Origin of the sequence: Streptomyces sp. NPDC014889 (assembly GCF_043081205.1) — a bacterium.
Lineage (GTDB): Bacteria > Actinomycetota > Actinomycetes > Streptomycetales > Streptomycetaceae > Streptomyces.
Genome location: NZ_JBIBWH010000019.1, coordinates 103507 through 119548 on the forward strand (window position 1 = coordinate 103507; position 16042 = coordinate 119548).

13 protein-coding genes are annotated in these 16042 nt (G+C 71.8%); 11 read left to right on the forward strand and 2 right to left on the reverse strand.

The annotated features are described in order from the left end of the window. Positions 1 to 111: 111 nt before the first annotated feature. Entirely contained in the window at positions 112 to 1077 is a 966-nt protein-coding gene (locus tag ACF09J_RS31180; RefSeq protein ID WP_392308806.1) for a hypothetical protein, read from the reverse strand. A gap of 898 nt (positions 1078 to 1975) precedes the next feature. Here ACF09J_RS31180 and ACF09J_RS31185 point away from each other — a divergent pair. The 11 genes from ACF09J_RS31185 (at position 1976) to ACF09J_RS31235 (ending at position 15398) form a co-directional block, all read left to right on the forward strand. Beyond that, a complete protein-coding gene (locus ACF09J_RS31185; RefSeq protein ID WP_392308807.1) occupies positions 1976 to 3223 on the forward strand; it encodes an FAD-dependent oxidoreductase in 1248 nt (415 codons plus the stop codon). Between the two features lie 467 nt (positions 3224 to 3690). Further along, on the forward strand, positions 3691 to 5169 hold the full coding sequence (locus ACF09J_RS31190; protein ID WP_392308808.1) for a glutamate-cysteine ligase family protein: 1479 nt from the start codon (positions 3691 to 3693) through the stop codon (positions 5167 to 5169). 352 nt (positions 5170 to 5521) lie between these two features. After that, positions 5522 to 6553, forward strand: coding sequence for a hydroxyacid dehydrogenase (locus tag ACF09J_RS31195; RefSeq protein ID WP_392308809.1), 1032 nt, complete (start codon positions 5522 to 5524; stop codon positions 6551 to 6553). After that, positions 6550 to 8445 carry a DUF2264 domain-containing protein gene (locus ACF09J_RS31200; protein ID WP_392308810.1) on the forward strand — a complete coding sequence of 632 codons (1896 nt, stop codon included), beginning with the start codon at positions 6550 to 6552 and terminating at the stop codon, positions 8443 to 8445. The genes ACF09J_RS31195 and ACF09J_RS31200 overlap by 4 nt, the downstream gene beginning before the upstream one ends. 472 nt (positions 8446 to 8917) lie before the next feature. Beyond that, positions 8918 to 10120 carry an ATP-binding protein gene (locus ACF09J_RS31205; protein WP_392308811.1) on the forward strand — a complete coding sequence of 401 codons (1203 nt, stop codon included), beginning with the start codon at positions 8918 to 8920 and terminating at the stop codon, positions 10118 to 10120. Beyond that, positions 10117 to 10962 (forward strand): roadblock/LC7 domain-containing protein, encoded by an 846-nt coding sequence (locus ACF09J_RS31210; protein ID WP_392308812.1) that lies wholly within the window; start codon positions 10117 to 10119, stop codon positions 10960 to 10962. Before ACF09J_RS31205 ends, ACF09J_RS31210 begins: the two co-directional genes overlap by 4 nt. Beyond that, positions 10959 to 11336, forward strand: a complete 378-nt coding sequence (locus ACF09J_RS31215) for a DUF742 domain-containing protein (RefSeq protein WP_392308813.1) — start codon at positions 10959 to 10961, stop codon at positions 11334 to 11336. Before ACF09J_RS31210 ends, ACF09J_RS31215 begins: the two co-directional genes overlap by 4 nt. A 3-nt stretch (positions 11337 to 11339) precedes the next feature. Continuing rightward, positions 11340 to 11900: an ATP/GTP-binding protein gene (locus ACF09J_RS31220; RefSeq protein ID WP_392308814.1), complete on the forward strand. Its 561-nt coding sequence runs from the start codon at positions 11340 to 11342 to the stop codon at positions 11898 to 11900. 11 nt (positions 11901 to 11911) lie between these two features. Further along, entirely contained in the window at positions 11912 to 13276 is a 1365-nt protein-coding gene (locus tag ACF09J_RS31225) for a cytochrome P450 (protein WP_392308815.1), read from the forward strand. A gap of 89 nt (positions 13277 to 13365) precedes the next feature. Further along, positions 13366 to 14613, forward strand: a complete 1248-nt coding sequence (locus ACF09J_RS31230) for a cytochrome P450 (RefSeq protein WP_392308816.1) — start codon at positions 13366 to 13368, stop codon at positions 14611 to 14613. Between the two features lie 5 nt (positions 14614 to 14618). Next, complete coding sequence (locus ACF09J_RS31235) at positions 14619 to 15398, forward strand: enoyl-CoA hydratase/isomerase family protein (RefSeq protein ID WP_392308817.1); 780 nt, start codon at positions 14619 to 14621, stop codon at positions 15396 to 15398. A 172-nt stretch (positions 15399 to 15570) separates the two neighbouring features. Here the strand turns inward: ACF09J_RS31235 and ACF09J_RS31240 are convergent, their stop codons facing one another. After that, positions 15571 to 15978 (reverse strand): hypothetical protein, encoded by a 408-nt coding sequence (locus tag ACF09J_RS31240; RefSeq protein ID WP_392308818.1) that lies wholly within the window; start codon positions 15976 to 15978, stop codon positions 15571 to 15573. Positions 15979 to 16042 lie beyond the last annotated feature (64 nt).

Sequence of the window (16042 nt, forward strand, 5' to 3'; positions counted from 1 at the left end):
TACTGGCCGCGGGCGACGGTTGGGGTCGGCCGCCGCTGCCGCGGCCTGCGCTGCCCTCCTGGGGAGGTGACGCAGACCGCGGCAGCCCAGCGACAAGCAAGAGCAGCCCGATCAGGCCGCGGACGGGCCCGACGCCTGACGGCGGCGGAGCATGTAAGCACCGGCGCCCAGGCCGCCGAGCAGCAGCGCGGCCCCGAGGCCGAGGGTGGCGTTGGAGGACTCGGCCAGGCCGCCGCCTCCGGCGTGCACGCCGCCGTGCGGCCGGTGCTCACGACCCTCACGGCCTTCACGGCCCTCATGGCCCTCACGGCCCTCATGGCCCTCACGGCCCTCGCGGCCCTCGCGGCCCTCACCACGGTGCTCGTCCTTGCCGCCCTTCTCACGACCACCGCGGTCGCCCTCTTCACGGCCACCGCGGTCGCCGTCGGCGTTCAGCATGGCCAGGGCACCGCCACCGGCGTGCACGCCACCGTGCGGCCCGTGCTCACGACCCTCACGGCCCTCACGGCCCTCACGGCCCTCGCGGCCCTCGCGGCCCTCACCACGGTGCTCGCCCTTGCCGCCCTTCTCACGGCCACCGCGACCCTCGTCACGGTCACCACGCTCGCCCTCGTCACGGCCACCGCGGTCGTCGCCGGCGTTCATCATGGCCAGGGCACCGCCACCGGCGTGCACGCCACCGTGCGGCCGGTGCTCACGGTGCTCACGGTGCTCACGGCCCTCACCGCGACCTTCACCGCGACCTTCACCGCGACCTTCACCGCGGCCTTCACCGCGGCCCTCGCCGCCCTTGCCACGGCCCTCGCCGCCCTTGTCGCGGCCCTCGCCGCCCTTGTCGCGGCCCTCGCCGCCGTTGTCGCGGCCACCGTTGTCGCGGCCACCGTTGTCGCGGCCGCCGTTGTCACGGCCTTCGTCGTTGCCGTCGTTGTCCCCGCCCGGGGCGCCGCCGTCGGCCTTGACGGCCTGATGCTGCGCGGAGGGGAGCGCGGACACGGTCATCGCGCCCGCGGCAGGGGCGGTGAGCGCCACGGCCGCGGCCAGAGCCGCGGAGGTGAACAGAGTACGGGTGATACGCATGGGTGTTCCTTCCGTCACGACTGCGAGAGCCGGCCCAACGCCCACTCAATCGGGAATCGCAGCGGCGACGTGATCACCTTCAGCGGAATCCTGACGCCCCACCACCTGAGCGTCGCATTCGGACTACTGACACCCCCTCCATACCTCCGCGCGAGGGAACGAACGCGTCCTCGGACACGGCCCTCTCCGCCTCGGTCGGGAGGGGCCCAATCCCGTTGTCCTGGCCGGTTTCGCGGTGTCCTGAGCGGTCGGCGAGCCGCCCCCGGGACGGGCGAACCCGTGCGGGGGTCAGGGGCCCGCGGCCCCCATCCGTATGGCCCGCAGCCGAACGGTGACCGCCCGCTTTCAGGGCCGGACAGCCATCCGCCTTTGGTAAACCCGCCCACTGAATACGCAAAGAGGACACAAAGTGTGATGAAACCATACAAAGACCGGCGGTCGTCGCACTGCCCCGCGCGAGTCGCGCATTCGGAGCGACGACGGCGACGGTATCGGCCCCCGGAGGCCATGCCGCGCACGCCAAAGGATCCACGAACTCCTGGGCATCTCCGCACAGATGAGCCTTCGACAGCGCCAACTCCCCTTACGGGTGCCACAGGTTGGGCGCAGACCCGGGTGGGAGATCTCCAAGGCCGAACTCGACGACGCCTCCGGCGGCCCACGACGGTCGGCGACTCGGTGACGCCGGCGCGGATCGCCACCACCGGCGAACAGATCCCGGGCGTCACCGGCCGGTGCCGTCGGGCGAGCCCCGGCGTCCCCTTCCGGCGGGCGCCGCGGGTCCCGGGATGCGCTACCGGGTCCCGGTTCCGGCCGCACAGAGGGGTGCGCCCGTTCTGCGGGGGAGTATAATATTCATCAGTCGGTGAATTATTGCTCTCCTGAGAGGCGGGCCGTGATGGAGCGGACCACGTGTTGTGTGGTGGGGGGCGGCCCCGCGGGCATGGTGTTCGCGCTGCTGCTCGCCCGGTCGGGCGTCGCCGTGACCGTGCTGGAGCAGCACGGCGACTTCCTGCGGGACTTCCGCGGCGACACCGTGCACCCCTCGACCCTGGCACTGCTGGACGACCTGGGTCTGGCCGAGCGCTTCGCGCGGCTGCCGCAGCGCCGGGTGCGCACCGCCCAGCTGCCCGCAGGCCCCGGCCGGTCGATGGTGACGGTCGCGGACCTCTCGGTGCTTCCCGGCCCGTACAACTACGTCGCGATGGTGCCACAGTGGGACCTGCTCGACCTCCTCGTGGACGAGGCCCGGAGCGAGCCGTCCTTCGAGGTGCGGATGAACACCGAGGCGACCTCCTTCCTGATCGAACGCGGCAGGGTCGCCGGGGTGCGCTACCGCACCTCCGACGGCCGCACCGGCGAACTGCGCGCGGTCCTCACGGTCGCCTGCGACGGCCGCGGATCGCTGGCCCGCTCGCGACCGGAACTGGGGCTGCGCCGTTTCGACTGCCCGATGGACGCCTGGTGGTTCCGGCTGCCGCGGCACGAGGGCGACCCGAGCGGACTGGTCGGCGGCGCGGGCGACCGCTTCCTCACCGCGATGATCGACCGCGGGGCGTACTGGCAGTGCGCCGCGCTCATCCCCAAGGGAACCGACGCCGAGCGCCGCGCGGCAGGCCTCGACCGCTTCCTGGCCGACTTCGGCGCCGCCATGCCCTGGGCGGCGGACCGCACGCACACGCTGCGCTCCTGGGACGAGGTCAAGCTCCTGGACGTGCGGCTGGACCGGCTGCGCCGCTGGCACCGCCCGGGGCTGCTGTGCATCGGCGACGCCGCGCACGCGATGTCCCCGGTCTTCGGCATCGGCATCAACCTCGCCGTGGAGGACGCCGTCGCCGCCGCCCGGCACCTGGTCGGGCCGCTGCGCCGAGGGACCGTGGGCCTGCGCGACGTACGCGCCGTGCAGCGCCGCCGCCGTCCGACCGCCGTCGTGACGCAGGCGCTGCAACGGGCCGCCCACGCCGGGTTCATCGCGCCCGTCCTGCGGGGGCGGCAGCCGCTCGGCAGCGACGACCGGGCCCGGCGCACCGCCGGCCTGCTCACCGGCTCCCGGCTGGTCCGGCGCCTGCCCGCGTACTTCCTCGCCTACGGCGCACTGCGCGAGCGCCCACCGGAGAGCGCGATCCGCCGGCGCGGACGGGCGTAGGCCGCGGGTCCGGTGACCGTCAGGCCTCAGGGCCGTCGGCCATCAGGACTCGGGGCCGGCGGTCGTGAGACCGACGGACTCGGCGACCGTGAGGCCCGAGGGTTCGGCGCGCGTACCGACCGCTGCCGTCGCACGGCCGGCACGGCCCCGCGCCCGGGTCGGAAGGCTCGCTCGCCGGGATGCCATGGCCGCCCGGACTCGGTAGTCGCCCGGTCACAGTGGCCACCCAGGGCGGCCCCGTCGGGCCTGCTCCGAGTGCGTGGCGCGCGGGTCGAGACGCGGCCCGCGCCAGGATCGGGCACCTCGCGGGGACACCTTGGCCGCCGGACACGGCGGTCCCCCGGACGACGCCGTCGGGGCTGCTCCGAGTGCGTGGCGCGGGTCCTGTGCCCTCGCCTGGTCAGGGTCGCCCGGTGGTGCGACGCTGGGGAGGTGAGGTGTCCGAGGAGGGGGTTCCGGGAGGGCCGATGGGACGTGACGTCCCGGCGCTGGTCTTCACCCGTGAGGACCGCCGCCGGTACCGGATCAAGATGCAGCAATGCCTCGACGCGTTCGCGCAGATGCTGCGCGAGTCACGGTTCGAGTCCGAGCGGCCCCAGGTGGGGCTGGAGATCGAGCTGAACCTGGGCGACGACGGTGCGGAACCCGCGATGCGCAACAGCGACGTGCTGGAGGCGATCGCGGACCCCGCCTGGTCGACGGAGCTGGGCCGGTTCAACCTGGAGATCAACATCCCGCCCCGGCGGCTGACCGAGGGCGGTCCCGACGCCTGGGAGTCCGAGATCCGCGCCGCGCTGAACCACGCGGAGGACCGCGCCGGTTCCGTCGGCGCGCATCTGATCATGGTCGGCATCCTGCCCACGCTGCGGCAGGAGGACGTCGGCGAGGCGGCGTTGTCGGAGAACCCCCGCTACCGGCTGCTCAACGACCAGGTCTTCGCGGCCCGGGGCGAGGACCTGCACATCGAGGTGGACGGCGTCGACCGGCTGCGGACCTACGCCGACACGATCACTCCCGAGGCCGCGTGCACCAGTACCCAGTTCCATCTCCAGGTCTCCCCCGACGAGTTCGCCGGCTACTGGAACGCGGCGCAGGCGATCGCCGGCGTCCAGGTCGCGCTGGCGGCCAACTCGCCGTTCCTGTTCGGCAAGGAACTGTGGCACGAGACCCGTATCCCGCTGTTCGAGCAGGCCACCGACACCCGCCCGGAGGAGATCAAGGTGCAGGGGGTACGGCCCCGGGTGTGGTTCGGCGAGCGGTGGATCAACAGCGTCTTCGACCTCTTCGAGGAGAACCTGCGCTACTTCCCGGCCCTGCTGCCGCTGTGCGACGAGCAGGACCCCGCGGAGACCCTGGACCGCGGCGACGTGCCGGAGCTGGGCGAACTCACCCTGCACAACGGCACGATCTACCGCTGGAACCGCCCCGTCTACGCCATCTCCCACGACAAGCCGCACGTGCGGGTGGAGAACCGGGTGCTGCCCGCGGGGCCGACCGTCGCCGACACGCTCGCCAACGGCGCCTTCTACTACGGGCTCACGCGCGCCCTGGTGGAGGAGGACCGGCCGGTGTGGTCGCGGATGTCCTTCTCGGCCGCCGAGGAGAACCTGCACACCGCGGCGCGGCACGGCATGGAGGCACGGCTGTACTGGCCCGGCATGGGCGAGGTGCCGGTGCCGGAACTCGTGCTGCGCCGGCTTCTTCCGCTGGCCCACCGGGGGTTGGAGCAGTCCGGCATGGACGACGCCTGGCGCGAGCCGCTGCTCGGCATCATCGAGCAGCGGTGCGTCACCGGACGCAACGGTGCGATCTGGCAGAAGGAGATGTTCCACCACATCGACGAAACCACCCACTGCGGCCGGCACGAGGCACTGCGGCGCATGACGCAGCAGTACGTCGACTACATGCACCTCAACGCCCCCGGCCACACATGGCCGGTGGACTGACGGGCCCGCCCGGACGGTAGTCGCGCCGGCCTGTTCGAGCGGACGACGGTCGCGCGGACGGCGTTCGGGCGGATGGCGCCCGGTGTCCTGTGCGCGGGCCGGATGGTGTCCGCCGCGACGCACGCGTCCCTGTGGTCCCGGGTGGATCCCACGCCTCCGTCGTCACGCTGGCCGAGGAGCGCCTGTATCCGGGGAGCCTCGTCCGGTAGACGTGGAACGGCTCCGCCCGTTTCCCGTCCGCATCCTACCCGGTGGTGATCATGGGCTTTCAACCCGCCGTGCCCGCGCAGGTCCTCGGCATCCCACGCAGCACGCGCCCCTGGCGCGACGCCCCGACCGCGGGAGCCGCCGCGTGACCGGCGGCGGACCGGGCCCCGGCTTCCGGCCACGGGCCGCGCTGGCGATGTCGCGCGACGCCGCCGCGGCCGTCCTCGATGCGACGGCGCTCGACGCGCTCCGCGCGATCTGCGACCTCGCGCCCCTGCCCGTGCTCGACGACCTCACCACCGCGCGGGCCCGTTCCGTGCTCGCCGACGTGGACCTGCTGGTCACCGGCTGGGGCTGCCCGCCCCTGGACGCGGCCGTGCTGGCCGCCGCGCCCCGGCTGCGGGCCGTCGTGCACACGGCGGGCAGCGTGCGCGGCCACGTCACCGAGGCCTGCTGGGAGCGGGGCGTCGAGGTGTCCTCCGCCGCGGCCGCCAACGCCGTCCCGGTGGCCGAGTACACGCTCGGCATGATCCTGCTCACCGGGAAGCACGTACGGGAACGCGCCCGCGAGTTCCGTGACCGCCGCACCCGTGACAACTGGCTGCGCACCCCGGTCCGCATCGGCAACTACGGCCGCACCGTGGGCATCGTGTCGGCCTCGCTCGTCGGCCGCCGGGTCATCGGGCTGCTGCGCCCGCACGATGTCGAGGTGCTGCTGTACGACCCGTGCGTCGACGCGGACGAGGCGGCCGAACTCGGCGTGGAGCCGGTGGGGCTGGCGGAGCTGTTCGCCCGGTGCGACACCGTCAGTGTGCACACCCCGTTGCTGCCCGAGACCCGCGGTCTGATCGGCCGGGAGCTGCTCGACTCCATGCCCGACGGCGCTGTGCTGATCAACACCGCGCGCGGCGCCGTCGTCGACCAGACGGCGCTCACCGAGGCCGTCCTCGCCGGCCGCGTCCGCGCCGTCCTCGATGTCACCGAGCCCGAAGTCCTGCCCGCCGACCACCCGTTGTGGGACTGCGAGCACGCGCTCCTGACCCCGCACCTCGCCGGATCCGAGGGCAACGAGTGGCGGCGCCTGGCCGAGCTGGCCCTCGCCGAGACCGCCCGCTGGGCCTCGGGCGCCGGCTTCCACCATCCCGTACGACGCGAAAGGCTGGCCTTCCTCGCATGAGCGTCCCCCTCGAACTCCCCGCCGAGGACCGCGCGTCGAGCCCGTACACCGGCTACACCCGGGCCCACTGGGAAGCGGTGGCGGACGGGCTGACGACGGCGGCCTGGCGGTGGAGCACGCCCGGCGACGCCCTGCTCGACCTGCCGGGGCCGCCCTCCCGTTCGGGAACGCGGTCCGACGGCCTCGAGGGCTATGCCCGCACCTTTCTCGCCACCGCCTTCCGCGTGGCCGGTGCCGGCGGTAACGACCCGCACGGACTGCTGGAGCGCTACGCGCGCGGCCTCGCCGCGGGCACCCGCACACCCGGCCGGGACGACACGGAGTCCTGGCCGGTGATCCTCGGCCACCATGAACAGGGCCAGCCGATGGTGGAGTCGGCGTCGGTCGCGCTCGGTCTGCGGCTGACCGCGCCGTGGCTGTGGAAGCACCTCGACGACGGCGTGCGGGACCGGGCCGAGGCCTGGCTGCGCGGGGCGCTGCGGCATACGCCCGCGCCGAACAACTGGTACCTCTTCCCGTTCACCGTCGCGGGGTTCCTGGAGTCGGTGGGGCGCGGCGACGCGGAGACCGCCCTGGCCCGGGAAAGGGCGCTGGAGCTGCTGGAGGGCTGGTACGCGGGCGACGGCTGGTACTCCGACGGCGACGGCCGCGCCTTCGACCACTACAACGGCTGGGCGCTGCACCTGTATCCGGTGCTCGACGCCCATCTCGGCGGCGACCGCGCGCTCCTCGCCCGCCACGGCGACCGGCTGCGCGCGCATCTGGAGAGCTTCACGCTGATGTTCGGCGGTGACGGTGCTCCCCTGCACTACGGGCGCTCGCTCACCTACCGGTTCGCCGCCTCGGCGGCGGTCGGGCTCGGCGCCGTCACCGGTCGCACGCCGCTGGCTCCGGGCGCCTCGCGCCGGCTCATGAGCGGCAGCCTGCGGTACTTCCTGGACCGGGGCGCGCTGAGCGGCGACGGTCTGCTGAGCCTGGGCTGGCACGGTCCGCACGCGGCCACGCTGCAAACCTACTCGGGACCGGCCTCCCCGTACTGGGCGTCGAAGGCGTTCGTGTCGCTGCTGGCGCCGGCCTCCCATCCGCTGTGGACGGCGGTGGAGTCGCCCGCGCCGGTGGAGGAGGGCGACCGGGTGCTCGCGGTGCCGGCCGCCGGGCTGCTGCTGCAGGCGACCGGCGCCGACGGGATCGTACGGCTGCACAACCACGGCAGCGACCACGTCGGTCCGCACCTGGGCGAGGCGGCGGCCGGTGACGACCCGCACTACGGGCGTCAGGCGTACTCGACCCGGACCGGTCCGACGGCGCCCGGGAACGTCGCGGACAACCATCTGTCGGTGGAGGTGGACGGCCGGCCCAGCACCCGGCGCCGGATCCACCCGCTGGGCGCCGGCCACGGCGACGGCTGGGGCTGGGCGGCGTCCTGGCACCGGCCCGTCTTCGTCACCGGTCCCCCGATGGTGCCGGGCCTGCGGGTGGAGAGCGTCACGGTGGCGTACGGACCTCATGAGCTCCGGGTGCACCGGGTGATCGGAGCCCCACGCGATTCCTGTCTCACGCACACGGGTTGGGCGACCGGGCCGGAGCAGGGCGTGGTCTCGGCGCTGTTCGGTCTGCACGGCTGGGACCCCTCCCCCGGCACGGTCCGCGCTCCCCGGGGCACGGCCTGCACCCGGTGGGCCGAGGTGCCGCGCCTGACGGGTCGGGCGGAGGGCACAGGTGTGCACGTCGCTCTCGCCGTGCTGACCGCCGAGCCGGACCCCGCGCCCCTGGCGGAAGCGGTGTCCCGGTGCGTGGCCGACGACTCGGGCGTCGACGTGATCTGGGCCGACGGCGCACGCACCCGGGTCGCCTTCGATCCGCCGGCCGTGTCGCACGAGGGGAACCGATGAACGTCCGGGAGACGTCCTTGCGTATTGACCCGCGGGCGTGGGCAGCTTCGTCTGTGAAAAAAGCGGTGCGGGGTTGTGAGCGTGTGGTGCGCCGCTCGCGCGACGGGCCGTCAGATCTCCGCCCGGCGTGGGGACTTGACCGTATAAATGGTAGATACCGCGCAATCCGCCTTATGTGGCGAACTCACCACGGTTAACGGGCGGGCGACGGGAAGCGAGACCCCCGCATATCAGGGCGCGGCCAAGTGGCGAACGGGGCCGGGCACTTGCTCTCCCGGACTTGCGGAGGGTGCCCTAAGTGAGTGATAGCATCCCCGCGTCCGTGACCTTGGTCCACTCGGCTCGGGCGCTGCATTGAGGTCGGCCTGTTCTCAACGCAACAGCCGTCGGTTCGTTCTGAGCGGTTGTGCCGCGGACTCCCACGAGGCGCCACCCACCAACGGCTGCAGGCTAAACGCCAGGAAAGGTTTCCATGAATCGAGACGCACTTGTTTGGTGCCTGGTTGCCGCGGTGGTACTCGCCGTCGCCGCGGCCCTGGTGCTCTATCGTCGAAATAATGCCATCACGACGAAAAAGAGCCAGGCCGAGGCCGCCTACACGCAGAAGCTGAGCGAGGCCGAGGGGCAACTTGCCACGGTGTGGCAGGAATTGCAGCGTCACAAGGCCGAGCACGACCAGACCATCCGCGAGGCCGAGGAAGGGGCCGAGGAAAGCACCAAGGCCGTCCTCAAGGGCTCCGCGCGCTTTCTCCAGAGCCTTGCCGCAGAGCAGTTGGCACTTCTTGAGGAAATCCAGCGGAAGTACGGCGGCCATGCCGTGCTTGGAGATCTGCTGGAGGTGAACCACGCCAACGCGCAAATGGCGCGGAAGGCTCAGGGTATTGCGGTGATGTGCGGTGCGCCGCTGGGTCGCCGCAGCAGGCCGGCGAGCGTTTATGACGTGGTGCGCAGCGCGCAGGGGCAAATCCGCAACTTCCGCCGTGTGGAAATCATGCAGCAGAGCGGCTTCGCACTGAAGGCGTCCGCGGTCTCCCCGGTCGCTCTCGCCGTCGCGGAACTCCTGGACAACGCCGCCAGTTTCTCCCAGCAGGGTTCGCCGATCGAGGTGACCTTCCAGCGGGTGCAGAAGAACCTGTGCATCGTCATCGACGACGCGGGTGTCGGCATGAACGACGAGGACCGGCAGAAGGCGTCCACGCTGCTGTCCGGCCAGTTCCGTCCCCGGCTGTCCCAGCTGGGCAACCAGCCGAAGTTCGGCTTCCCCGTCATCGGCCTGCTCGCCCAGCAGTACGGGTTCCGGGTGGACGTCACCGGCATCTCCCGCTACGGCGGCGTCCGGGCGGTCGTCCTGCTGCCCGAGGAGCTGTGGACCGAGGAGGAGATCACGCCGGCCGAGGTGTCCCAGGTGAGTCCGATACGCAGCGCAACGGGCCGGTCCGAGGCCGGCACGCGTACCGCGCACGGCCTGCCCAAGCGTGGGCAGCGCCAGGTGCCCATCGCCAGTGTTCCCGACGCCGTTCCCGACCGTGTTCCCGCCGACGACGACTCGCCGCAGCCCGTCGCGCCGCCGGACGAAGCCGGCCGCGCAGGCCGAAGCCTGGGAGCCTTCCAGCGCGGCACGCTCTCGGGCCGGAACCTCTCCGCGGCTCCGATCGAAGGGTCCGATAACGCATGACCAGCGACCTGTCGTGGATGCTCGAGGACATCGTGAGCAACGTGCCGAAGGCGCGGCACGCTGTTCTGCTGTCCGCAGACGGTCTCCCCCGCGGCGCGACCGACGGCATGTCGGAGAAGGACGTGCGCACCATATCCGCCGCCATGGCGGGGATGCAGGCGCTGAGCCGGGCGACCTCGCACTTCGCCGGTCCGGGCGAGGACAGGCAGTGGAACCAGACGATCATCGAGTTCTCCCACGGCTGGATCTTCCTGATCGGGGCGGGCCAGGGCGCCTACCTCGCCGCGGCCGCGGCGCCCGACGTCGACATGCAGCAGATCTCCTTCCGTATGCACCGGCTCGTCGCCAGGCTCGGCAACAACCTCACCTCGCCTCCCAGGGTCAACGCGGAGGCGGCGGCGGAGCGTTCCGAGCGTGCCGGGGGCCAGATGGGCGACAGGCGGGGAACCGGTGTTCCGATCGCCGACCTCGACGAGGCGGTCAGCGAGGTGCGGGGCGCCCGTCACGCGGTGCTGCTGGGCTCCGACGGTCTGCCCCGCGGTGCGACCACGGGCATGAGCCAGGACCTGGCGGACACGATCTCGGCGGCGATGACGGGCATCCATGCCTACAGCCGCGCCACCTCGCAGTTCGCCGGGGTGCACGAGCACGCCCGGTGGCGGCAGACGGTCATCGAGTTCCAGCACGGCTGGATCTTCCTGATCTCGGCCGGTCACCGCGCCTTCCTGGCCGCGGCGGCCGACCACGACGCCGACATCGAGGAGTTCACGACCCGGCTGCACCAGGCGGTGCCCCGGCTGAGCACGCATCTGTCACCACAGGGGGCGGTGAGCGGCAAGTGAGCGACGAACCCGATCTCGAGCTGACCTCGGCCTTAGTGCCGCTCTTCGTGGTCACGAACGGGCGTTCCCTGCCCCCGGACCACGCCTACGAGCGCACCACCCTGGTGTCCGCGGAGGACGGCGTCTCCGCCGCCGGCCGCATGCTTTCCCCGGAGGCGGGCCAGGTTCTGGAGATGGTCACGGACGGTTTTCTCTCCGTCGCGGAAGTGGCCGCCCATACGCACCTGCCGCTGGGGATCGTCCGGATTCTTCTGGCGGAGTTGGAAGAGGGCGGCCTCATCATCACGAGGAAGCCCGTCCCCCGTGCCGAACGTGTCGATCGAGAAATCCTCAGCGCGGTACTCGATGGCCTCAAAGCCCGATTCGGAGCGTGATACGTGTACCTGGATTCAGCCGTCTCCACCGCGGTCAAGATCCTTGTGGTGGGCCACTTCGGAGTCGGGAAGACCACGTGCATCGGAAGTATCTCCGAGATCGAGCCTTTGCGGACCGAAGAGGAGATCACCGAAGCGAGTGTGGGATTTGACGACCTGTCGGGAACTCCGGACAAGACGACCACCACGGTCGCCATGGACTTCGGCCGACTGACCATCAGCGACGAGGTGGTGCTCTACCTCTTCGGAACGCCCGGTCAGGAACGCTTCAAGGAGATGTGGGAAGAGCTGTCCCGGGGCGCCCTAGGCGCCCTGGTCCTGGTCGACCCCGAGCGGCTCTCCGAGTCCTTCCCGGTCCTCGACCTGGTCGAGCGCTTCGGCCTGACCTACGCCATCGGTGTCAACCACTTCGAAGGCACCAACGACTACCCGCTCACGGAGGTGCGCGAGGCCCTGAACCTGTCCGCGGAGACCCCCGTCGTCGCCTGTGACGTACGGGACCAGAACTCGGCGGCGCAGGCCCTCATCACCCTCGTGCACCACCTCCTGTCCCTCATCTCTTAGGAGCACCGCCCATGCAGCAGCGTCCCGGCATACAGGGGCCGCCGCCCGGCTGCCCCGCCCACGCCAACGTCCCGGTCTACGGACCCCAGTTCGGCTCCGATCCCGACAGCCACTACGAGTACCTGCGCACCCTCGGCCCGAGCGCGCCGGTCGACGTCGCACCGGACGTCCAGGTCGAGCTGGTCACCAACTACGACGCCGCTCTGTACATCCTGCAGAACCCCGCCTCGTTCGTCCGGGACTCCCGGCGCTGGAACGCGCTGAACCAGGGGCGTGTCCCCGAGGACAGCCCGGCGCTGCCGATGATGGGGTACCGGCCCAACGCGCTGTTCAGTGACGGCGCGGCGCACGCCCGGCTGCGCCAGGCGGTCACGGACTCCCTGGCCAGCGTCAACGAGCTGCAACTGGTGCGGCAGACGCAGCAGTCCGCCGACTACCTGATCAGCCGGTTCAGCACCGACCGCCTCGGTCAGGCCGAGTTGATGGCGGACTACGCCCAGCCGCTGCCGCTGCTGGTCTTCAGCGACCTGTTCGGCTGCCCGCCGGAGATCGGCGACCGCGTCATCGTCGGCATCAGCGGCATCTTCGACGGCACCCCCAACGCCGACCAGGTGCTGGGCGAGGCGCTCGCGGAGCTGATCGCCCTCAAGCGGCGCCGCCCCGGACAGGACCTGACCACCCGTCTGATGGAGCACAGCGCGGGGCTGACCGACGAGGAGGTGCTGCACCAGCTCGTGACCCTGCTGTCGGGAGGCACCGCCCCGCTGTCGGCGGCCATCGGCACGAGCAGCGCGCTGATCCTCGACGAGGAGTGGCAGACCGGTCTGCCCATCGAGGACGCCGTCACCCGGGTCCTGTGGAACTACGCTCCGATCGCCAACTACGCGGCCCACTACCCGACGCACGACGTGGAGCTGGGCGGCAGGACGCTCAGGGCGAACGACCCGGTCCTCATCTCCTTCGCGGCGGCCAACACCGATCCCCGGCTGGCCGAACACCGTGAGCAGCTCAGCGCGAAGGCGCACCTGGCCTTCGGGGCCGGCCCGCACGCCTGCCCGGCCAAGGACCCCGCGTTCATGATTGCGGTCACGGCCGTCGAGTCCCTCCTCAACCGGCTGCCGGACGTCGAAGTACGGGTGCCCTTCAAGGACTTGAGCTGGGTTCCGGCGCCGTGGAGCCGTTCGCTGGTCACCCTCCCGGTCCGGTTCACGCCCCGGGTCGTGGCGCCGACTCCCGCGCAGGCCCAGGCGCCGCAGGCGGCCTCCCCCGCGGCACCGATGGCCGCCACCGCAACGCCCCGGCCTGCGGCGACGTCCGCGGCCAAGCCCAAGGCGGGCATGTTCAGCCGCTTCCTGGCATGGACCCGAGGGGAGTGACGAAGGCAACCCCGGCGCGCATAGTCATTTCGTATGTTCAAGCCACCGCTGGGGTATGCATGGCGGCTGATGCCTAGAAAGGAGCCGTCGTGGAGACAGCGGTAACTCCGCCCCCCGACAGACGTTTTGCGGTCTCGCTCTTCTCTCGTCTCAGGACAGCGAAGGGCCAGGCCAACCCCTTTCCGATCTACGCGGAGCTTCGGTCGAGGGGCGGAGTCGTCGCAGCGCCCTGGGGAGGCCATCTCGTCACGCGCTTCGACCTGTGTGATCAGGTCCTGCGCAGCCGGGACTGGTTGGAACCGGACGCCCGCTGGCGAGATCAGCAGGGCGACGGCACCCGTTGGACTGCTCCCTCCTCCCGTGAGATGAGCAGGACGCTGCCCGCCCTCAACCCGCCCGAACACACCTGGGTCCGCCGTTCGGCCGGCATGTTCGACCGCACCTCCCTCGAGGAGATACGGGGCACGGTCGGCCGCATCACGGGCCGGCTCATGGACTCCCTGGCCGTCCGACTTCGCGACGGGGAGGCCGATTTCAACGCCCTGGTCAGCGAGGAGCTGCCGGTCGCCACGATCGGCCACTGGCTGGGCCTGCCGAGCGCCGACTTCCCGCGGCTGCGCGAGCTGACCCACGACCAGGTGTTCACACAGGAGTTGCTGCCCTCGGCCAGTCAACTGGCACTGTCCGACGCGGCCACTGCCGAACTGCGCGCCTATTTCCTGAACCTCGTGCGCGAGCGGCGCGCCCACCCGGGCGAGGACCCCGTGTCGCGCTGGATCACGCTCTGGGACGCCATGGAGAGCGACCGGGACAAGGCGGACGAGGCCGTCTACTTCCTGGCGCTCTTCGTGCTGCTGGCGGCCCTGGAGACGACGTCCACACTGTTGTCGACCATGACCCTGCTGGTCCTGGAACACCCCAGGCAGTGGGACCGGCTGACCATCCACCCCGACCTCGTGCCGGCCGCCGTGGAGGAGTCGCTGCGCTACGACCCGCCCACCCATGTGATCAGCCGTGTCTCCTCCAGGGACACCGAGCTCGGCGGCGTCGAGGTGGGCAAGGACGAGATGGTCCACCTCATGGTGGGGGCCGCCAACCGCGACCCCGCCAAGCACCAGGACCCCGAGCTGTTCAACCTGCACCGCAAACCGGCGCACCTGGCCTTCAGCGGCGGCATTCACTACTGCCTCGGCGCGCCCCTCGCCCGGATGGAGGCCCAGACCCTCCTGCACCAGGTGGTCAGGCGCTTCCCGCGGCTCACCCTCGTGCGCCAACCGACGTGGGCGCCGCGTGTGGCGTTCCGGCGCCCGCTGAACCTGGATGTCGCTCTCATATGATTGAAATGACCAATACCTTCGAAGACTTCTCCTACAAAGAGATACAGGTCGAGCAGGACGGGCCGGTCCTCCGGGTCGCGCTCAACCCGTCGGCGCAGGACAGCTCGCTGACGGTCGCCGCTCTCGACGACCTCGTCTCGCTGCTCAACAGCCTCCATGACCGGCCCGGTGTGCGGGTGCTGGTGCTGTCGGCGGTGGGCGACGACTTCTGTCTCGGCGCCGATCGCGACGAGTTCCAGGCGGCACTGGCGGAGGACCCGACCGGCGGCGCCATGCGGCGCATCGTGGACAAGGCCTACCGTGTGTGCGACGCGCTGGAGAGTTCGCACGCGGTGACCATCGCCAGACTCCACGGCAAGGTCATGGGCGCGGGACTGGCGCTCGCCTCCTTCTGCGACCTGCGCGCGGGGGCGGACACCTGCCGGTTCCGTATGCCGGAGATCGCCCTCGGGCTGCCCCCCGCCTGGGGAGGCGCCATGGGCCGCCTGGTCGCCGAGGGCGGGTCCGCCCGGATCCGCGAACTCATGCTCACCTGTGAGCCGTTCGACGCGGACACCGCCCACCGGCTCGGTCTGCTGCACAAGGTCGCGCCCGTGGAGGAACTCGACGCGGTCGTCGACGCCTGGGTCAGGCCCCTCGTCCGGCGCGCGCCGGAGGCCCTGACCCTCACCAAGCGCATGCTCGCCGGCTATGCGCGGGCGGACCGCACCGCCGACGTCGCGCTGCTCGACGCCCATCTCCTCACCGCACAGCTCAACCAGGGCCGGGCCGCGGCCCGGCGCTGACCGCGCCTGCTGCCCGTACGCGCCCGGCACCCCCCTGGTGCCGGGCGCGTACGGCGTTCGCGGCGCCGACGAGCGGCCCGGCCGGACCACGCACGGGGACGCATCCGCCGCTCCCCTGCGGTGGCGGATGCGTCCCCGGCGCCCGAGCAGCACGGCGTGACCCGGGCCCCGGTCAGGCCGTGCCGGTCTCCGGGGCCGGACGGGTCAGGACGAGGGCGATGACGACGACGCTGAGGATCGTGAACACGGCGACCAGGGCCACCACCGCGGCGGGGACGCCGCTGACGAAGAACGCCGGGAGGGCCGAGACCACCGACACGATCCGGGAGCCCGCCACGACGCGGGAGCCGGTCCGGTTCAGCGTGCGCCAGGTGTAGACGACCGCGAGCACCGTGATCACGCCGAGCACGCCGTCGGCGATGGCGACGGCCATCGGCGGGCCCTGGGTGTCCGCGTCGGGTTCCGGGAGCGTGACGAAGTTGGTCATGTCGAGCAGGCCCAGCAGGCCGGCGAGGACGAGGCCCACCTTGTTCTTGCGGGTGAGGGCCGGGACGGTTCCGGAGGGGCTGGTCGGGCTCATCTGGGCTCCTTTGTCCGGGAGTCGGGGGCCACCGGTGCGGCGACCCGGTACGGCGAGCATGCGG